This window comes from Thermococcus onnurineus NA1 (genome assembly GCF_000018365.1).
In the GTDB taxonomy this organism is placed as follows: domain Archaea; phylum Methanobacteriota_B; class Thermococci; order Thermococcales; family Thermococcaceae; genus Thermococcus; species Thermococcus onnurineus.
Genome location: NC_011529.1, coordinates 1,336,051 through 1,355,136 on the forward strand (window position 1 = coordinate 1,336,051; position 19,086 = coordinate 1,355,136).

The following is a 19,086-nucleotide window of genomic DNA, read 5'->3' on the forward strand; positions in this document are numbered from 1 at the left end:
AGGGTTGAACCACAAACGCTTTATTATGCCTTAACGAGCTAAAATCGGGGTGAGAAAAATGAAAAAGGCAGTAGTCTCGCTGCTGATACTCATGCTTCTGCTGCCGTTCGCGTCCTTCACAGCAGCTCAATGTCCCAGTGAAGGGCACACGGTAGTTCTCAAAGCTCCAGCCGTTTCAAGAACTGCCGAAGGAGAGCTCGTTGGCGTTGCCACGGACTTCGTCATAACAGTCGCCCCGGGAAGCGGACACGTCTACGTCGAGACGTGGCCGTTGGCGGAGGTGGACATGCAGGCGAGCGCGAGACTTGCGGCGCAGATAGCCGGAAAGGTTCTCGGCGTCGACATGAGCAAGTACGACGTTTTCATCCAGATAAAGGCGGATTCTCCAATCATAGGCGGTCCCTCAGCTGGAGGAACTATGACCGTTGGAATAATCGCGGCCCTTGAGGGCTGGCAGGTCAACCCGAAGGTCATGATGACGGGCATGATAAACCCCGACGGAACCATAGGGCCCGTTGGCGGGATACTTGAAAAGGCCGCCGCAGCCCATGATGTAGGTGCGGAGGTATTTCTCATTCCCCAGGGCCAGAGGATTCAGTACGTTGAAGAGACCCAGAAGAGAGAAATCGGGGGAATAGTTGAGATAAACACCCAGACCAAGAAGGTCGACGTCGTCGAGTACGCCAAGGAGCGCTGGGGTCTTCAGGTAATCGAGATTAAAGACATCTACGATGCCGTTTACTACTTCACCGGCCACAGAATTCCGAGGCCAGAGGCTCCGGCCTACGTCAAGATAGACACCTCATTCCTCAGGGATGACGCTCTGAAGGATTACCAGAACACAACTGCCTACTACCAGGAGACCCTCGAGAAGCTGAAGAAGAGCGACGTGAACTACGCGACTTACACGACCCTTATGGAGGCCCTCAACGAGGCCGCTGGAATTCTGAACCAGTCAAAGAGCGCCCTCGACGACGGAAGGTACTACACCACCCTCAGCAAGGACTTCCAGGCGAGGATAATAATCCGCCACGTGGACTGGTACCTGGGTGTTGAGGGTCCCGAGGACGTCCAGAAGATTCTGAAAACCGTGGAGTCTCAGATAAACGCCTCTGAGAAAATAGTCTCCAACGTCACGATAAGGGGTACTACGATGCTCCAGGCGGTGGCCGCCGCCGAGGAGAGGGTTGAGCAGGCAAAGAGCATACTCGACGAGGCCTGGAAGTACTACTACAGCAACGACTACTGGAACGCCGTTGGGGATGCCGCCTTTGCGTATGAGAGGGCAAAGACGGCCATATTCTGGGCCCGGCTCGGCGAAAGATTTGCCGGGGGCGATGTTATAAGCAGTGAAGTCGTCAAAGCCGTTGCGAGGGACTACATCGATGAGTCCAACCTTATAGTCACATACATAGAGTCAATGTACGGGACAGTCGGAGGAGACCTGAGTCAGAGCATAGTACAGGCGGAGCAGTACTACGAGGACGGCAAGTACTCTGCGGCACTGTTTACGGCAATGGAAGCCCGCGTACAGGCACAGGTATTCCTCGACACCCTCGGAATAGACAACCAGACCGTCCTCCTAGACAAGCTCAAGCGCATGAAGGAGGACGCCAAAGTTGCCATAGCCCTTGCCCAGAGCCAGGGCATAACGCCCGTGCTGGCGATGGCCTACTACGAGTTCGCCGAGAGTTACGAGGAGAATGGAAGCCCCGAGGACATTCAAACGGCTATGATATTCTACATGTACGCAAAGGAAACCGCTGGGCTCTTCCTCAGCACACTACCGACACCAGTGAACGTTCTGCGGGACAACACCACGGGCATTCCCCAGATAGTGATTCCAACCTCAACGGACTCCAAAACTGCAACGAACTCAGCAACGTCAACATCAAAGGCTCTAAGCGACGGACTGATAATAGCGCTCCTCGTTGGATCGTTCATCGTCGGAGCGGCCGTTGGTAAAAAGCTATGAATAGCCCGAGGGGAGAACCTTCACTCCCCTCTTCTTTAACAGTTTGACCTCCCATTCTGCAAGGCTCGGACAGACTGTGCAGCCCAGACGGTAGAAGCCTTCGTAATACAGTGGGTGCAGTTCGAAACCGCGCATGATAATGAAGAGCTGAACCATCATTCCGCTCCAAAACTTGATGGGCATGACTTCAAGGAACTTTCCAAGAATATCGTTCTTCCTCTCGATGACCGGAGGTTTAAGCCTCCTCCTTGCACTCTCCCCATCGCGGTCGCCGACCACTAAAAGCGGCCTCTCAAACTCACCCGCCGCTTTGTAGAGCGCCTCCACCTTCTGCCTCGTGCACCAGCGGTTCCTGTGGATCGGCATGCCAAACTCATCGAGCGGCATCGGGACATCCACGCGGACTAAGTTGATTTTAAGTTTTCTGGCGAGCTTCTCAACGTATTCATCCGTGAGCAGCATCTCGTATTCCATTCTGACGTAGATAGCCGTGACGTCCTTGAAGACCTCGCTGGCCAGTATCAGTGTGGCAGTCGAGTCTTTTCCACCGCTCCATGGGACAATGATGTCATAATCCTCAAACTGCCGCAGGAAGGCCTTGCTCGCCTCTGCAAAGGCATCGATGTAATCTTGGTTGAGCTCTATCAGACTCTCAAAGGAAACGTCCTCAGGACATGGGCACCTCCAGAGAACCTCAGTCGGAACGCCGAGCTTTTTGCTGACCTCGGCAACTTTGTTCGGACCGGAGAAGTAAACCTCTTGATTCATAAGCTTTCTAAGAACGAGGGAGTTTTCTCCCAGCTCAACGTCGAGAATACCTTTCATCGCCTTTCTGAAGTCCTCGCCGAGAGCCAGGTAGATGTCATAGTCGGGGTTTATCTCGATGCCGAAGGGATTATCCGGATTGAGCCTGTAAGCGCCACTCCACTCGATTCCAAGTCTGAATCTGGCCTTTATCTCCTCCAGGTGGCCGTAGAGCTCATCGACGCGCATGTTTCTGACGCGCTTGGTTCTCAAGAGCCGAACGTAGAAGGGCTTTCCAGTCTCGCGAAGGACCGGCAAAACATCTTCCATCAAATCCTTCTCCTTCTCGCCGAAGAGCAGAATAGGAATGTAGGGATCCCTCAGGAGTTCTTTGAGGACATCCTCAACCTCCCCAAAAGTCCTTCCGCCGCCGAGGCCCGAAACCTTTAGAAAACCCCCGTAGTTGCGCTCGTTTATATACTGAAGGGCTTTGGCGTCTTTCCTTGCCCTGGCCATCACGTGGAACATAGAAAAAGATTTTAGGGGAAGCTTAAAACCTTTGCCGCCGATGACGAGAACTCCCTGGACTGAGCCGTGATGAAGACCGGTTTCCTGAGGCTATGCCAGAGCCTTCAGGTACTCTACGTAGACCTTCTTAACCCTCCTCAGTGACTCTACACTCACCCACTCATCGGCGGAGTGCCAGTTCCCTCCGATGGGCCCGTAAACGATTGTTGGCTTGCCCAGATATGTTCCGAAGTAGTTGAAGTCCCCGACGCTCCTGCCGTAAGTTATCTCCAGCCCCCTTCCGAAGAGCGAGCCGCGGACCTTTTTGAAAAGGTTCACAAAGCGGTCGTTTTCCCTTACAGTGTAGGGCAGCATCTCGGGCGTTGGCCTCGGGAACCTCTCTATTTTGAGTTCGACCTTCAGATCGAGCCTCTCAGCAAGTTTTAGGAGCTCGCCCCTGACTTTTTCCCAGTCCTCACCAACGACAACGTGCCTGTCTATTATCGCCTTCGCATAGTCGGGAACGCTCAGGCCGTCGGCGGTTCCTTCGATGTGGAGCGTGCAGTATGAGCCCGTGCCGAGCTTCCTGTGCCTCTTAAAACGTATCCTTGAGAGGTTTCCAACGAGTTTCCCAAGCTCCTCAACGGCATTGATTCCAAACTCCGGCCGGGCTGCGTGGGCCTTTCTTCCAAAGGCCTCGACTTGGATCACGAATCGTCCCCTCGCGCCGAGCATCAGCTTCTCGTTAGTGGGCTCGGCAACGAGCACGATGTCGGCATCACTAAGTTTTCCACTCTCTATGAGCCTCCAGGTTCCCCGGGAATAGCCCTCCTCGTCGGAGACTGCGGTGAATATGATGTTCGGCCGCTCTCTTCTCGGAAGCTCAGCTATCTCAATGAAGGCAGCCATGATAGCGGCAAGACCTGCTTTCATGTCCGCACTGCCGAGGCCGTAAAATCTATCGCCATCGAGCTCGCCCCAGGGATTCCTTGTCCAGCCCTTCGAGAGATTCACGGTGTCCATGTGGCCGTTCAGAACAACGGTGTGGCCCTTACCAGGGAGATAGACAATCACGTCGTCGCCAAAGCCTTCAACCGGGAGGAGCTCCACCCTAAAGCCGTGCTCTTCAAGAAACGAGGCAATAAAACGGGAGATTTCTCCTTCTTCGCCAAAGGGAGAGCGAATGGAGACGAGCTTCTTGAGGAGTTCGAACTCCATGAGGATCACCAAAGACTAGAAATGGCAAGCATCTTAAAGCCCTTTCCCAAACACTTTTGCTTGTGCAGGCAAACTTTGTGGGACAAAGTCTGATCAAAGGATAAACTTCTCACTAAACGGGCAGGAAATGAGTTTGCATCTTTTTTAAGCTTGCCAATTTAAAGTGAGTTTAATTCAAAAAGCTGGCAAGTTAAGAGGTTTCCCCCTTAATGCCCAGAGGGGCATTATTTTGATGCGTAAACCCTGAAGAGTGACAATTTAAATGTAAACTCGCTTAGAAGTGGGCAACTTAGAATGAGATGCCAACTTTGATCAAACTTTTCGACAGAAAAGTTTGTTTTTTGGTGGACCGGGCGGGATTTGAACCCGCGGCCTCCGCCTTGCGAGGGCGGCGCTCATACCAGGCTGAGCTACCGGCCCACTCCCGGTTATAGTGAACCTGACCCAGCTTTAAAAAGTTTTGGTTATATTTCGGGCATTCCATAGACACAACGTAGATGAAAAATAGACGGTAGAAGGAAAGGCCATCACTTCTTTAGAATCTCAACTATCTGCTCGGCGACCTGGACGCCGGCCCTCATCTGGGCCTCGACGGTCGAGGCGCCGATGTGCGGGGTGAGGACAACGTTGTCGAACTTCGTAAGCGGATGACCCTCAGGCAGGGGCTCCTCCTCGAAGACGTCCAAGCCAGCTCCAGCAATCCAGCCCTCCCCGAGGGCCTTGACAAGGGCTTCGGTGTCTATAACGGCTCCCCTGGCCGCGTTGATAAGGATGGCGGTCGGCTTCATCAGCTTCAGCCGCTCCTCGTTTATCATGTGGTAGGTGGCATCGATAAGCGGGACGTGAAGCGTAACAACATCGCTCTCCTTGAGAAGCTCCTCCAGGCTGACGAACTTTCCTCCAACTTCTTTGGCCCTTTCCTCATCTGGATATGGGTCGTAGAGGAGGACGTTCATGCCAAGAGCCTTTGCTAGCTTGGCCACGTTGTAGCCTATTCTGCCGAAACCGACTACGCCTATGGTCTTTCCTTCGAGCTCGATCCCCATACACTGCTTCTTGGCCCAAACGCCCCCGCGCATCTTCCTGTCGGCGAAGGCTATCTTTCTGGCAACGGCAAACATGAGGGCGACGACAAGCTCAGCGACGCTCCTGCTTGATGCTCCAGGGCTGTTAACGACCTTTATGCCCCTCTCCTTGGCGGCATCAAGGTCGATGTTGTCGAGGCCGACGCCAGCCCTTCCGATAACCTTGAGCTTTGGAGCCGCCTCAATAACCTTCCGGGTCACCTTAGGCTTGCTCCTGACTATAATCGCCTCAACATCCTTGGCAAGCTCTATCAGTTTATCCTCATCTGGATACTCCTCACAAACTACCTCAAACCCAGCGTTCTTCAAAACCTCTATTGCCTTCTCGTGAAGCGGTGCGGCAACCAAAACCTTGACCACATTCATCCCCTCCTCTTTATTGCCATGAGCATGACCTGATCGGAGGTGTCCTCAGCGCGGTCGGCTATGTCTCCAATTTTCGTCAGTATCTGGTTCCATACAAGTTTTGCATAGGTTGTGACAGTCTCACTTTCAAAAACCTTGCCCTTAATGTCGTACTCAACTTCGTCAGCTTTCTCCTCGGCATCTTCAACGACCTTTGCGAGTTCTATGGCCCTGTCAACGTCGGAGTTGAGTGCATTGACAGCCTCGACAAGAACCTTGTACGTCTCGATGGCGGAATCCACAAGCTTCATGAGCTCATCCTTGAGCTCAAGCGGAACTTTCGGCTTAGCCAAGATGAGCGTGTGGGCAGCGCTTTCGGCAGCGTCTGCCACCTGGTCAACCAGCTCTGAAAGCCTGACGTAGTCACCCCGGTTGGCAGGAAGGAAAGCCCCCTCATAGAGCATCGTCTCTATGCTCCTCCTGAGCTTGTCAGCCTTGCTTTCCAGCTGATCCACTTCCCTCTCGAAGGCCTTAGCCCTTTCAAGATCTCCATCCAAGTAAGCAACCATAAGCTCCCTAAAGGCAACGAGGGACTCGTTGACAACCTCAAGGTGCTTTTCAATAGTATCAAAAACCCCACTTTCTTTTCCGCCAAATATGGGCATTTTTCATCCCCCACAATAACCTCGATTGGTGGGTTTATCTACTTTGCTCCTCCTTGGCCTTAATGAGCGCCCAGAGAAGCTCGTTCCTTGGAGCTTCAAGCCCCACACTCCTCGCGTACTCCACTATCTTTCCGTGAATGTAGTCAACCTCTGTCCTCTTTCTTCTCTTTATGTCTTGAAGGGTTGAGTTGTAGTTCTCACGGGTTTTCTCTATTGTGTCCCAGAGAAGCTCCAGTGGGTGGATCTCAAACTCTATCCCCAGCTGCCGCGCCACCGTGCATCCTTCGCGCGCTATATCCACAGAGATGCCCTCGAGGTAGGGATCATCCTTCAGAAAGCCGTTTTTCACTTCGAGAACAGTTCCAAGTCCATTGATGACGGAGTTGACTATGGCCTTCGCCCACTTCCAGCCGATAACGTTCTCGGTTGTGTGCGTTTCTATTCCGGCCCCGTTAAAAGTCTCCGCGACCTCTTCCACGAAGGGATGGGTTCCGGTAGGATACTTTCCTACGACCGTTATTCCCCTGCCGGTCCACTTCACTCTGCCCCACCCAACCAGCATGGCCCCATTGGTTGTTATTCCCCCCATGACGTTTGGAGTTATCTTCAAAGCTAACTCCTCGTTCCCGAGGCCGTTCTGTATACTCAGCACCCAAGTTTCCGGGCCGATGCAGTTCCTTGCGCACTCCAGGGCAGTTTTAGTTGAATACGACTTTGTGGCCAGTATGAGAAGATCGGGGGGCTCTTCAGGAGCATAGAGGCTTGCATTGGGATAAACTGTGAACTCCTCAACGCCAAGGACGTGAAGACCGTTCTCATTTATCGCCCTCACCTGATCCTCCCTGCCGATGAGCGTTACATCGTTTCCAGCCCTCGTCAGAAGGGCACCGAAAAGTGAACCTATTGAACCCGCACCGAGGATGTAAATCTTCATCTCACCACCGCAATCATTTAAAGCCTCCCCCTTAAAGCCTTACCGATGAAGCTCAATGTGATTCTGGTCGAACCTGAGGGGCCTGCAAACATAGGCATGATAGCAAGAACGATGAAGAACTTCGGCTTCAATGAGCTAGTCCTGATCAATCCCAACATCACTGAGGAGAGCTATCTCTATGCAGTCCACGCGCGGGACGTTCTAGAGAGGGCCGCCATCGTCGAGACCTTCGAGGAAGCACTGGGACTCGTGGATCTGGCTGTGGGCACTACCGGGAAGCCAGGGAAGCGCTACATCCCAGACAGGGCACCCATGATGCCCTGGGAATTGGCAGAAGCACTCCAGGGTTATTCAGGTAGGATTGGCATCTTCTTCGGGCGCGAGAGCATCGGCCTGAAGAACGAGGAGCTTGAGAGGATGGATCTAACGGTCACCATCCCGACAAGCGAGATTTACCCAGTCATGAACCTCAGCCAGGCCGTTGCGGTAATACTCTACGAGCTGGCCAAGGGCAGAAGGAAAGCCATCCACCCCTCGCTCGAACCGGCAACGCGGGAGGAGAAGGAGGCCCTCATCAGAACCTGGGGGAGGCTTTTGGACGTTCTGGATTACCCGAAGGACCCCGAGAGGAGAGAGGTTTTTGTCAAGATTTTCCGGCGCTTTGTGGGGCGAACCATCCTCTACGGAAGGGAGGTTCACACGCTCATCGGACCCTTGAGAAAAGCGGCGTTAAGACTGGAGGAATGTGGAGATGCTGAGCGTTGAGCGCTTTGATATTGCGAGGAAAGAAGTCTGGATCGCGGTGATTTTCGACGAGAAAATTCAAGGGATTACCTTCTCCCTAGATGGGGAGGGATTTCTGAGGGAGAGAATCGCCAACATGGCGTTCTTCCTCAAGAAAAGGGGTGTCAATGTCGAATTAACCCTGCTTGAGTCAGACTATCCCAGACTCGTCCGCGACGTCATTCTTGGAAAACTCGAGAACGAGGAGCTCCTTCCGGAGCTGGGTTTTCTGGGTGTAACATCCTTTGAGCGCCGTGTTTACGAATGGCTAACAAAAAGGGTTAAAAGAGGAAGCGTTGTAACGTATGGAGAGCTGGCAAAGACCCTTGGAACTTCCCCGAGGGCCATTGGAGGGGCGATGAAGAGGAACCCCTACCCCATAGTCGTTCCCTGTCACAGAGTCGTGGCCTGGGACGGACCCGGCTATTACACGCCAAAGCTCGAGTACAAGGCCTTCCTGCTGAAGCTTGAGGGGGTGGAAGAATGGACAAGCTCAAAGCGTACCTGATAGGATTCTTAATTGCCGTCATAGTGATAGCCGCCGGCATAGTCTGGTACGGTGGCTGGAAGCTGCTACTCCAGGTGGTTTTAGCCCTTGGATTCCTCAGCGTCACGCTGATGCTGCTCTTCTTCACCGCGCTGACGTTCTACGCCGAGAGCTGGAAGTACGGAGGGATACTGGCGATTTTCACCGTCATCAGCAGCTATGGTCTCTACTTAAGTGCCACTTGGAATCGCACCGATTGGCAGCATCTTTACCCCGTTGGTTGGATAATAGTATTCTTCGTTGCAATTCTTGCCTTCGGCATATGGTACATCAGCGAGCCCGATCTGGGCCTGGCCGACCGCTTCCGCTCGGCCGAGAAGCTCGAGAGGGTGGGCAAGTACAAGGCAGCAGCCAGAAAGTACGAGAAGGCCGGCAACTATCTGAAGGCCGCCGAGATGTACGAGAGGCTCGGCTGGATGGAGAGCGCAGCCTGGGCCTACGAGAAGGCCAAGAAGTACGAGAAAGCGGCTGAGATATACGAAGCCCTCTATGAGAAGGAGAAGGACACCTACTACCTCAAGGAGGCCCACGAGTACTGGAAGAAGGCTGGGAACATGGACAGGGCAGCTAAGGCCCTTGAGAAGTACGCCGAGGAGGAGCCCTGGTTCTGGGAAGATGTCGCTAAGCTCTACGAGGAGCTGGGCAACGAGGAGAAAGCTAGGGAGGCATGGGAAAAGGCCCTGGATTACTACACCAAGGAAGCACAGGAGGAAGGCGTCTTCTGGGAGGACGTCGGAAACATAGCAAGAAAGCTCGGAAGGGAGGAACTCGCCAGGGAAGCCTACAAGAAGTTCCTCGAGTACTGCCTCAAGGAGGCCGAAGAAGACCCGATGTGGTGGAAGCACGTCGCTGAGGCCTATGAGTACCTCGGCGAGAAGGAGAAGGCCGAAGAGGCAAAGAAGAGGTACGAGGAGTACAGGACGAAGATAATAAAGGCGAACGAGGAGACATCGAAGTTCCCAGAGGAAAGGTGATTCTCCACTCTTTCTTTTTCCGGGGGTGAGAAATTGTCAAGAGATAGACCCCCAAAGGAGAGGCCAAAGCTTAATATCCTCAAGCTGTCAAAGATGCCCATAAGGCTCGTGATGGAGAAAAACTTCCTCAGGCTCTCTCCCGATGATAAAATAGAGAAGCTCATAAAGGAGCTCGAGCATCAAACCTGCGCTGTCGTCACTGATGACGATGGAAAGCTTCTTGGATTAATTTCGATCGACGAGATAATAAACCTCGTAATCCCTCCTTCTGACTACATCCTCGTAGGACTTGACGCGATTAAGGAGGCACATTTCGACTGGGATAGACCCGTAAGTGACATAATGAACCCCCGACCAATAATCCTCAGTCCGAACGACAGTCTCGGCTATGCCCTCGAAATGATGCTTGAAACCGGTATCAAGCAGTTTCCAGTTGTTGATAAGAAAAAGACCGTCCTAGGAACGTTTTCCGCCCAAAGTATTGTGAGGATTCTCAGGGTATTTGTCAGGTGAGTCCCTATGGAACTCGAGCTGATACTCTACCTAGCTCTCATGCTCGCAGTTGCCGAGACCTTTGGATGGATATTCGCAAGGATAGAGCAACCCGTCGTCCTAGGCCAGATTATCGGCGGCATACTGCTCGGCATGTTCTTTCCCCCAACCACAGAAGTGAAGGATATTTCAATGCTCGGCGTCCTGCTCCTCCTCTTCCTTGCAGGTCTGGAAAGTAGCGTTGATGAGCTAAAGGAAGCCGGTAAAGCTGGACTCTCTGTGGCAGTGGTTGGAGTTGCAATTGCCTTCCTAATGGGTTTCGGCATTGTGTATCCCTTCAAGGGCTTTGAACAGGCTCTCCTATACGGTGCCCTGATGACCCCAACGAGCGTGAGCCTGACGGTTAGGGTTCTCATGGAGCTTGACGCGCTCAAGACTGTTGAGGGCAATACCATACTGACGGCCGCTATAGTCGATGATATTCTCGGCATAGTCATCCTGAGTATTGTCATTTCCATGCTTGTCCAGGGAAGCATTAATCCAATTGGGATAGGACTCATCTTTGCCAAGGTTATCGTCTTCATACTGGCCGCAATTTACGTTGTCCCGCCTGCGATAGACAGACTGCTGAGAAAGGTCGTCCACCTGGGCTTTGCAGATTCGACGATAACCCTATCGATGGCGACTCTCTTCGCTTTTGCCTATTTAGCGGAGCACATGAATTTAGCCTCTATCCTTGGAGCCTACCTCTTCGGTCTCAGTCTAAGCGAGACTGAATTCAGAAGGCCAATATTCGAGCACACAAGGATCCTGGCCCACTCTATGTTCATCCCGTTGTTCTTCGTTGACGTTGGCATGAACATCCCGCTCAGAAGCATCTCCGAGGTAGGGATCTTCGCACTGGTTTTCAGCCTCGGAGCGATAGCCAGCAAGGTTATAGGATGTGGCCTCGGAGCTCTCCTGGCCGGACTTGACCGCAGACAGTCGCTTAGGGTTGGAATAGGCATGATTCCAAGAATGGGCGTTGAGCTCGCGATGCTCGCCATAGCTATGAACGCTGGTATAGTCGGTGAGGATGCCTACGTGGTCATCGTGCTGATGATATTCCTGAGCACGCTTGTCACGCCGCCTCTCCTTAAGATGGCATTCAAAGAGGAAGCCTCATCGGAATACTCTCCCAACCTTTTGAGCTAGGGATTTTCCTCAGGTTGCAGCATGTCATTTCCTGTCCTTCTTGTATTTCTTCAGGTTTCCACGCCATAATGGATCTTTCCGCTTTCTCCATTCCCAAATGAGGAGCAAAACAACAAATGTAATCAAAAGAAGAACCCCAAAGGTTTTCTGCCTCTCAACGTAGAGTATTCTGTATATGGTTGGGTGACGCCAGAACAGTTTGGATTCAAAAGAGTCATCGCAGGGGTCTGGACATAAACCAAAGACCCAGCAAGGATCAATCAGAACCCGTTGCTGGTACCCCCTTACGCTTTCGTTCTCTTCCGCAAGAGTGCCGTAACTCTCATCGTAACAACCAAGGGAGACTCCGCATTCTTCATAACACGCCTTTATTTTTGTCGTGAACATTGCATTGTACGCTGTAATCGAAGCCTGCCACCCCCGAGAAGAAAATGTTATGTCCCTGGGAAGAATGTCAAGAGACTTGTTTTTGATAAGGCTAAAGTTGTATTTGTTCAACCTAAAAGGATCCAAAGATGACGCAGGAGAAAGTTTCGCCGTAAGACTGTCCTTAGTTGCAAGTATTATCTGGTCATGAGTCTCGTTATATGGAATTCTCACAATGATTTTATCCCCAGTCAGGTCAAAAATCTCGCTAGCGGTGCAATTCCAACATTCTATACTAACCGACCTAACGGTTTCATCAGGGCTCACAACCTCGAAGAGGTTAACCGTGGCCACCTGCGGCAGAAGGAACAGGAACACCAGAAAGACCGCAAGTCCCCGTTTCATAGGCATCTAAGAAAATATGGGAGAAAGAACTTAAACATTACGCTCATAAATCGTCATCGAAACTCGCCAACCTTTTTAAAATCCAGCCCAGATTTTTCTCAAGGTGATAGCGATGATGGGAATGAACCCAAGGCAGATGAAGAAGCTCATGCGCCAGATGGGCATCAAGATGGAGGAGCTTGAAAACGTTGAGGAGGTCGTTATAAAGCTCCCAGACAGGGAGATAATCCTTCGTGACGTTTCAGCTATGGTGATAACCGCTCAGGGCGAGAAGAGCTACCAGATAGTTGCTGGCAGGGAGGAAGTAAGGCCAATCCTCAAGATTTCCGAGGAGGATATCCAACTCGTCATGGAGCAGGCGGGCGTTGACTACGAGACGGCAAAGAAGGCGCTGGAAGAGGCAAAGGGCGACCTCGCGGAGGCCATCCTCAAGCTCACTGAGGGCTGAGAAATTTTCCTTATTATTAAATACAAAGTAGAAAGAGAAATCACTCCGTTCCATGCTCTTTTTCAAAGGTCTCTATGGCCTTCATGAGCGGTATAAGGTGCATAAGCGCTGGACCGCCGGCCATGAGAACCGCGACGAGACCGGCCTCGATGAGCTCTTCTTTCTTAGCGCCCGCTTCGAGTGCCTTCTGGGTGTGGAGATAGATGCACCACTCACAGCCCTGAGCTATACCGAGGGCAAGGGCAATAAGCTCCTTCTCCCTCGTTGTGAGGGCCTTGTTGTCAACAACCTCTCGGAGGAACCTAGAAAAGGCGGATATCTCTTTCGGGTGCTCCTTACCGAGTTTGTCAAGGAGCTCCCCTATTTCCTTCAACTTAACCTGGACGTCCTCACAGTCCATGGGGATCACCGTATAAAGATTGCATTCCAAGTTTAAAGGCCTATCCTAAACTTTGGGTTGAGAACTACCGCTCCAAAAGGATATAAAGGGAGAAACCGAGGCTCTGATGATGAGAGCAATAGGGGTCATCAGAAAATCCAGGCGCGAGAGGATAAGCCGGGAAGAGTTCGAGGAGCTGTTAAGGAGTGCCGGCTACGAGGTAGTGGCGATTCTCGAACAGAACCGTGAAGAGCATCCTAAGTACAACATCGGAAAGGGAAAGCTAGAGGAGCTCAAAGAGCTCGTAAGGGAGCTTCAGCCGGATAAGGTCATCTTCGCCAACAAGCTCACGCCAAGCCAGGCCTACAACCTTTGGAAGGAGCTGAGGGTGGAAATAATAGACAAGTGGCAGCTGGTTCTTGAAATATTCGAGAGGCGCGCGCATTCAAAAGAGGCAAAGCTCCAGGTGGAGCTAGCGAGCCTGCAGTACGAGGTTCCCCTCGTGAAGGAGGCCATCAGGAGAATAAAGCTCGGCGATAGGGCAGGATTCAAGGGAATGGGTGAGTATCAGACCCAGCAGTACCTTAAGCACATCCGCTACCGCATGGGTAAGATAAGGAAGGAGCTGGAAAGGGTAAAGGCAGACCGAGAGGTTAAAAGGAAGCGCAGGGAAGAGGTTGGCTTCATCCTGCTCGCCTTAGCGGGCTACACGAACGCCGGAAAGTCAACACTCCTCAACACCCTCGCGGGGGAGGAGATAGAGGCGAGAGACCAGATGTTCACCACCCTGGACACGACGACGAGGCGCTTCAAGCTCGGCGGTAAGAGGGTTCTCGTCACCGACACGGTCGGCTTCATTGACGGCCTCCCGCCGTTTATCGTTGAAGCCTTCCACTCCACGCTGGAGGAGATAGTTAAGGCCGATATAGTCCTGCTCGTTCTCGATGTGAGCGAGCCCTGGCCAGAAATACGGAGGAAGTTCCTAGCATCGCTCAACGTCTTGAGGGAGCTTAAGGCCCTGGATAAGCCCATGGTAGTCGTCCTCAACAAGAGGGACCTGACGAGCGAGGAGGACGTTAAAGATAAGGCTGAGAGGATAATAGAGATAGTCGAGGAGAGGGGGATAAACGTCTCCCGTGTCGTTTCCATCTCGGCCAAGTTCGGTCAGTTGGAGGAGCTTTATGGGGCGCTGGAAGAGGTGGTACTAACCCTGCCCAAGTACGGGGCCTTTGAGATAACCGTGAGGGAGCCTGAGAAAGTTCCTCAGGTCATGGCTCTGATAAATGCTATTGGTGAGGTTTTGTCCGTTGAGTACGGTGAGGAGACGAAAATAGAAGCCTACATCCAGACGGGAATGATAAAGGAGCTGACGAGGCTGGGGGTCGAGATAAAGCGGCTAAACCAGCCCCACCAATGAGAAAGCCTTGAAGATTCCAAGGGCAATGAATATCGCCGTCAGCGGCGTCGCTACCCAGCCGAAGACTATGTCCTTTATGACGGACTTATCAACGCCCTCTCCCGCGATGAGACCGACTCCTATGACTCCACCGACTATGGACTGGCTGGAGCTCACCGGGAGACCGAAGATATTGGCAAGGCTCACAGCTATTGCCGAACCGAACTGTGCTGCGAAGGCCGAGATCGGGCCGAGGGCGGTTATCTTCTTTCCAACAGTGTGCATCACCGCGTAGCTAAAAGTTAGAGCGCCTATCGAGAGCGCTATCGCGCCAAAAATTCCGGCAATCTTCGGCTCCACGAAGCCGGCACCGACCAGAGGTCCAGATGCATTGGCGACCTCGTTGGTGCCGAAGTTAAAGGCCATGTACGAGCCGCCGAGTATAGCGAGAGCCTTGTAGAGGGCCTCAATCGTAGAGACGCTTTTTATGCTCGAAATAACCTTGGAATAGAACTTGTACAGGATTATCGCCAGAATCCCAGACAGTATGGGCGAGACAACCCACGCAGATGCTATTTTAACGAGCGTATACCAGTTGATTGGAGCATCGACAGCAAGACCAACTCCTATAACACCGCCAACTATGGCCTGAGTCGTGGAAACCGGAAGGCCCTTGACGGTGGCTATCGTGACCCAGACACCAGCGGCGAGAAGTGCTATTACCGCCATCTCCATCGTGAGGTAGCCTTCGGGGACGATGCCCTTGCCGACGGTTTTCATAACTTTGTATCCCTTCAGATAGGCACCCATCAGGACGAATATCGCTATGGTGAGGGTTGCTTGCCGGAAGCTGAGTATTCCTGCACCTACTGCCGTCCCCATAGCGTTGGCTGAGTCGTTCGAACCTATGTTCCAAGCTATGTAGAATGCCACTGCTATTGCTGCTATCACTAGCCCGTCCATAAGGATCACCTATATAGTCTATATATCTCCCTTTAGACTGTGGCTTAAAAAATTTTGCCAATGACTGTACGAACTTTTTTCGAGAAATGATGCCATAATTGTTCCATTGACGACTGACAAAGTTCATGCCTACCCAAAGACATCTGCCGAAGGCTGCTTAACCCAATACCGAAACTTAAATAAATGCAATAGATGAATAAGTTTTGACAAATTTAAGGAGGCAGGAATGATGATAGAGATTCGTTTTCACGGTAGGGGTGGACAGGGTGCAGTTACGGCTGCCAACATATTAGCTTCAGCCGCTTTCCTTGAGGGCAAATACGTCCAGGCGTTCCCGTTCTTCGGAGTTGAGAGGCGTGGAGCACCTGTTACGGCATTCACCAGGATCGACGAGAAGCCCATCAGGATTAAGACCCAGATCTACGAACCTGACATAGTCGTCGTCCTTGATCCGTCCCTCCTCGACACTGTCGATGTCACCGCAGGTCTCAAGGACGGTGGAATCGTTATCGTCAACACCGAGAAAAGCAAGGAAGAAGTCCTCGAGAAGCTCAAGAAGAAGCCCGCCAAGCTTGCTCTGGTCGACGCCACCACCATAGCCCTTGAGATACTCGGCCTCCCGATCACTAACACCGCCATTCTCGGTGCCGTCGCCAAGGCCACTGGCGTTGTCAGCCTTGAGCACGTCCAGAAGGCCATCCAGGACGTCTTCTCCGGAGCCCTCGGCGAAAAGAATGCCAAGGCTGCAGAAGAGGCCTTCAACAAGACTGTCATTTACGAACTCTGATTCTCTTTCCTTATAATCCTTACAAGGGGTGAAGAGGGTTGAACACGTTGTTTGGTGAAAAGAAAGAAGGGGCCACCAAAATCGTCCTCAAATCCGTGGACGAGTATCCAGAGGCCCCTATAACCCTGGGAACGACCCTCATCAACTTCACTGGTGACTGGAGGACGTTCATACCAGTCGTTGATGATAACAAGTGCGTCAAGTGTTACATCTGCTGGAAGTTCTGCCCCGAGCCAGCAATATACATCCGCGAGGACGGCTACGTCGGCATCGACTATGACTACTGTAAGGGCTGCGGTATCTGTGCGAACGAATGCCCAACCAAGGCCATAACGATGGAGAAAGAAGAGAAGTGAGGTGTTGAGCATGGAGTACAAGCCAATTAGAAAGGTTGTGAGCGGCAACTACGCGGCCGCTTACGCCGCCAAGCACGCCCGCGTTGAGGTTGTGGCTGCTTATCCAATCACCCCTCAGACGAGCATCATCGAGAAGATAGCGGAGTTCATAGCCAACGGTGAGGTTGAGAACCTTCAGTACGTGGCTGTTGAGAGTGAGCACTCTGCCATGGCCGCATGTATAGGAGCTTCAGCAGCTGGAGCGAGGGCCTTTACGGCAACCTCTGCCCAGGGTCTTGCTTTGATGCACGAGATGCTCCACTGGGCGAGCGGCGCGAGGTTGCCGATAGTTATGGTCGACGTCAACAGGGCTATGGCCCCGCCGTGGAGCGTCTGGGACGACCAGACCGACTCCCTAGCCCAGCGCGATACGGGCTGGATGCAGTTCTACGCCGAAAACAATCAGGAGGTTTATGACGGCGTTCTGATGGCCTTTAAGGTTGCTGAGACCGTCAATCTGCCAGCGATGGTCGTTGAGAGCGCATTCATCCTGAGTCATACCTACGACATCGTTGAAATGATCCCCCAAGAACTCGTCGATGAGTTCCTCCCGCCGAGGAAGCCGCTCTACACGCTCACCGACTTCGACAACCCAGTCTCTGTTGGAGCCCTCGGAACTCCCGCTGACTACTACGAGTTCCGTTACAAGATAGAAAAGGCCATGGAGAAGGCTAGAAAGGTCATCAAGGAAGTCGGCAAGGAGTTCGGCGAGATGTTTGGAAGGGACTACAGCCAGATGATAGAGCTCTACAGGACTGACGATGCTGACTTCGTCTTCATGGGCATGGGTTCACTTATGGGAACCGTTAAGCAGGCCGTTGACATTCTCCGTGAGGAGGGCTACAAGGTCGGAGCAGCCAAGGTCCGCTGGTTCAGGCCATTCCCGAAGGACGAGCTCTACGAACTGGCCAAGAATGTGGAGGGAATAGCCGTCCTCGACAGGAACTTCTCATTTGGCCAGGAGGGCATACTCTTCAACGAGGCCAAGGGTGTGCTCTACAACACCGACGCAAGACCGATCATAAAGAACTACATCGTCGGCCTTGGAGGCAGAGACTTCACTGTGAGCGATGTCAAGAAGATAGCAGAGAACATGAAGGCAGTCATCGAGAAAGGAGAACTAGATGTAGAGGTGGACTGGTACCACCTTAAGAGGTGAGAATGATGGAGATTCCAGAGAACGTTAAGAAGAGGTTGAGCATTCCCGCGGAGGAGCACTTTTACGCGGGCCACACTGCCTGCCAGGGCTGTGGTGCCTCACTCGGCCTTAGGTACGTCCTTAAGGCCTATGGGAAGAAGACAATATTCGCAATTCCAGCATGCTGTTCAACCATCATCGCTGGTCCCTGGCCATACAGCGCACTCGACGCGAACCTGTTCCACACCGCGTTCGAGACTACCGGTGCCGTCATAAGCGGAATCGAGGCTGCTCTGAAAGCCAAGGGCTACAAGGTTAAGGGTGAGGACGGCATAATGGTCGTCGGCTGGGCAGGCGATGGTGGAACCGCCGACATAGGACTCCAGGCCCTCTCGGGCTTCCTTGAGAGGGGCCACGATGCGGTCTACATCATGTACGACAACGAGGCCTACATGAACACCGGAATCCAGAGGTCGGGTTCAACACCCTACGGTGCCTGGACCACCAACACCCCCGGTGGAAAGGAGCACTTCCTCGAGAAGAGGCACAAGAAGAAGGTCATCGACATCGTCATTGCTCATGAGATACCCTATGCGGCTACCGCAAGCGTTGCCTACCCAGAAGACTTCATAAGGAAGCTCAAGAAGGCCCAGAAGACCCCAGGGCCAAGCTTCATCCAGCTCTTCGCGCCGTGTCCAACTGGCTGGCGCTCACCGACCGACAAGAGCATCGAGCTAGCCAGGTTGGCAGTCCAGACCGCCTACTTCCCGCTCTTCGAGTACGAGAACGGCAAGTACAAGATCAACATGCCGAGCACCAAGAAGGATCCCAAGCCCATTGAGGAGTTCCTCAAGCTCCAGGGCAGGTTCAAGTACATGACCAAGGAGGATATCGATATCCTCCAGCAGTGGGTCCTCCACGAGTGGGAGAAGCTCAAGAAGCTCGCCGAGATCTTCGGCTGAGCTTTCCATCTTTACCCTAAAGGTTTAAGTGTCAAGTTGACAACTCACCCGAGGTGATATACATGGCCGAGAGTCCGTTTAAGGCCGACATTGAGAGGGTTCAGAAGGAGTATAGCGAAAAGATGACCCCGGGAGCGATTGTCTACCTCCCGGGAAGCAGCGTCGTGAACAAGACCGGAAGCTGGAGAGTTTTCATGCCGGAGTTCAACAGGGACAAGTGCGTTAGGTGCTATCTCTGCTACATCTACTGTCCGGAGCCAGCCATATATCTCGACGATGAGAACTATCCGGTCTTCGACTACGACTACTGTAAGGGCTGTGGAATTTGTGCGAACGAGTGCCCGACAGAGGCAATAGTTATGGTTAGGGAGACCAAGTGAGGTG

At 52.7% G+C, this 19,086-nt stretch carries 21 protein-coding genes and 1 tRNA gene; 13 read left to right on the plus strand and 9 right to left on the minus strand.

The window, feature by feature from the left end:
* The first annotated feature begins 58 nt into the window (after nucleotides 1-58).
* Nucleotides 59-1,975: a S16 family serine protease gene (locus TON_RS07440; RefSeq protein ID WP_012572422.1), complete on the plus strand. Its 1,917-nt coding sequence runs from the start codon at nucleotides 59-61 to the stop codon at nucleotides 1,973-1,975.
* Here TON_RS07440 and TON_RS07445 read toward each other — a convergent pair.
* From TON_RS07445 to TON_RS07470, 6 genes are all read right to left on the minus strand, one after another.
* Nucleotides 1,970-3,247: a phosphoadenosine phosphosulfate reductase domain-containing protein gene (locus TON_RS07445; RefSeq protein ID WP_012572423.1), complete on the minus strand. Its 1,278-nt coding sequence runs from the start codon at nucleotides 3,245-3,247 to the stop codon at nucleotides 1,970-1,972. The genes TON_RS07440 and TON_RS07445 overlap by 6 nt on opposite strands.
* A gap of 90 nt (nucleotides 3,248-3,337) precedes the next feature.
* Nucleotides 3,338-4,444: a M20 family metallopeptidase gene (locus tag TON_RS07450; RefSeq protein WP_012572424.1), complete on the minus strand. Its 1,107-nt coding sequence runs from the start codon at nucleotides 4,442-4,444 to the stop codon at nucleotides 3,338-3,340.
* Nucleotides 4,445-4,786: 342 nt separating this feature from the next.
* Nucleotides 4,787-4,864: transfer RNA gene (locus TON_RS07455), tRNA-Ala, on the minus strand.
* Between the two features lie 107 nt (nucleotides 4,865-4,971).
* Nucleotides 4,972-5,895 (minus strand): hydroxyacid dehydrogenase, encoded by a 924-nt coding sequence (locus TON_RS07460; protein ID WP_012572425.1) that lies wholly within the window; start codon nucleotides 5,893-5,895, stop codon nucleotides 4,972-4,974.
* A complete protein-coding gene (locus TON_RS07465) occupies nucleotides 5,892-6,539 on the minus strand; it encodes a TIGR00153 family protein (protein WP_012572426.1) in 648 nt (215 codons plus the stop codon). Before TON_RS07465 ends, TON_RS07460 begins: the two co-directional genes overlap by 4 nt.
* Before the next feature lie 34 nt (nucleotides 6,540-6,573).
* Entirely contained in the window at nucleotides 6,574-7,473 is a 900-nt protein-coding gene (locus tag TON_RS07470) for a 2-dehydropantoate 2-reductase (protein WP_012572427.1), read from the minus strand.
* A gap of 45 nt (nucleotides 7,474-7,518) precedes the next feature.
* On the opposite strand from TON_RS07470, the gene TON_RS07475 reads away from it, so the two are divergent.
* Genes TON_RS07475 through TON_RS07495 form a run of 5 tightly spaced genes read left to right on the plus strand, consistent with a single transcriptional unit; the run spans nucleotide 7,519 to nucleotide 11,463 of the window.
* A complete protein-coding gene (locus tag TON_RS07475) occupies nucleotides 7,519-8,238 on the plus strand; it encodes an RNA methyltransferase (protein ID WP_012572428.1) in 720 nt (239 codons plus the stop codon).
* Complete coding sequence (gene otg / locus TON_RS07480) at nucleotides 8,225-8,764, plus strand: methylated-DNA--protein-cysteine methyltransferase (RefSeq protein WP_012572429.1); 540 nt, start codon at nucleotides 8,225-8,227, stop codon at nucleotides 8,762-8,764. The genes TON_RS07475 and otg overlap by 14 nt, the downstream gene beginning before the upstream one ends.
* Nucleotides 8,740-9,777, plus strand: coding sequence for a tetratricopeptide repeat protein (locus tag TON_RS07485; protein WP_012572430.1), 1,038 nt, complete (start codon nucleotides 8,740-8,742; stop codon nucleotides 9,775-9,777). The genes otg and TON_RS07485 overlap by 25 nt, the downstream gene beginning before the upstream one ends.
* A 33-nt stretch (nucleotides 9,778-9,810) precedes the next feature.
* The gene (locus TON_RS07490) at nucleotides 9,811-10,290 is read left to right on the plus strand and encodes a CBS domain-containing protein (RefSeq protein ID WP_012572431.1); all 480 of its coding nucleotides are present in this window, start codon (nucleotides 9,811-9,813) and stop codon (nucleotides 10,288-10,290) included.
* Between the two features lie 6 nt (nucleotides 10,291-10,296).
* Nucleotides 10,297-11,463, plus strand: coding sequence for a cation:proton antiporter (locus tag TON_RS07495; RefSeq protein WP_012572432.1), 1,167 nt, complete (start codon nucleotides 10,297-10,299; stop codon nucleotides 11,461-11,463).
* A 24-nt stretch (nucleotides 11,464-11,487) separates the two neighbouring features.
* Here the strand turns inward: TON_RS07495 and TON_RS07500 are convergent, their stop codons facing one another.
* On the minus strand, nucleotides 11,488-12,240 hold the full coding sequence (locus TON_RS07500; protein ID WP_012572433.1) for a hypothetical protein: 753 nt from the start codon (nucleotides 12,238-12,240) through the stop codon (nucleotides 11,488-11,490).
* Between the two features lie 106 nt (nucleotides 12,241-12,346).
* Between TON_RS07500 and TON_RS07505 the strand changes: the two genes are divergently transcribed.
* On the plus strand, nucleotides 12,347-12,682 hold the full coding sequence (locus TON_RS07505) for a nascent polypeptide-associated complex protein (RefSeq protein WP_012572434.1): 336 nt from the start codon (nucleotides 12,347-12,349) through the stop codon (nucleotides 12,680-12,682).
* 40 nt (nucleotides 12,683-12,722) lie between these two features.
* Here the strand turns inward: TON_RS07505 and TON_RS07510 are convergent, their stop codons facing one another.
* Entirely contained in the window at nucleotides 12,723-13,082 is a 360-nt protein-coding gene (locus tag TON_RS07510) for a carboxymuconolactone decarboxylase family protein (protein WP_012572435.1), read from the minus strand.
* A gap of 109 nt (nucleotides 13,083-13,191) precedes the next feature.
* Here TON_RS07510 and hflX point away from each other — a divergent pair, with 109 nt between their 5' ends.
* On the plus strand, nucleotides 13,192-14,478 hold the full coding sequence (gene hflX / locus TON_RS07515; protein ID WP_048055180.1) for a GTPase HflX: 1,287 nt from the start codon (nucleotides 13,192-13,194) through the stop codon (nucleotides 14,476-14,478).
* Here hflX and TON_RS07520 read toward each other — a convergent pair.
* Nucleotides 14,458-15,420, minus strand: a complete 963-nt coding sequence (locus TON_RS07520; RefSeq protein ID WP_012572437.1) for an inorganic phosphate transporter — start codon at nucleotides 15,418-15,420, stop codon at nucleotides 14,458-14,460. The two genes, hflX and TON_RS07520, sit on opposite strands and share 21 nt — an antisense overlap.
* Nucleotides 15,421-15,649: 229 nt before the next feature.
* Between TON_RS07520 and TON_RS07525 the strand changes: the two genes are divergently transcribed.
* From TON_RS07525 to porD, 5 genes are all read left to right on the plus strand, one after another.
* Nucleotides 15,650-16,207 (plus strand): pyruvate/ketoisovalerate ferredoxin oxidoreductase subunit gamma, encoded by a 558-nt coding sequence (locus TON_RS07525; RefSeq protein WP_048055181.1) that lies wholly within the window; start codon nucleotides 15,650-15,652, stop codon nucleotides 16,205-16,207.
* Nucleotides 16,208-16,245: 38 nt separating this feature from the next.
* On the plus strand, nucleotides 16,246-16,563 hold the full coding sequence (locus TON_RS07530; protein WP_048055100.1) for a 3-methyl-2-oxobutanoate dehydrogenase subunit delta: 318 nt from the start codon (nucleotides 16,246-16,248) through the stop codon (nucleotides 16,561-16,563).
* Nucleotides 16,564-16,573: 10 nt separating this feature from the next.
* Nucleotides 16,574-17,761 carry a 2-ketoisovalerate ferredoxin oxidoreductase subunit alpha gene (porA, locus tag TON_RS07535; RefSeq protein ID WP_012572440.1) on the plus strand — a complete coding sequence of 396 codons (1,188 nt, stop codon included), beginning with the start codon at nucleotides 16,574-16,576 and terminating at the stop codon, nucleotides 17,759-17,761.
* Between the two features lie 5 nt (nucleotides 17,762-17,766).
* Nucleotides 17,767-18,702 carry a 3-methyl-2-oxobutanoate dehydrogenase subunit beta gene (locus TON_RS07540; protein WP_012572441.1) on the plus strand — a complete coding sequence of 312 codons (936 nt, stop codon included), beginning with the start codon at nucleotides 17,767-17,769 and terminating at the stop codon, nucleotides 18,700-18,702.
* A 62-nt stretch (nucleotides 18,703-18,764) separates the two neighbouring features.
* A complete protein-coding gene (gene porD, locus TON_RS07545) occupies nucleotides 18,765-19,082 on the plus strand; it encodes a pyruvate synthase subunit PorD (RefSeq protein ID WP_012572442.1) in 318 nt (105 codons plus the stop codon).
* Nucleotides 19,083-19,086 lie beyond the last annotated feature (4 nt).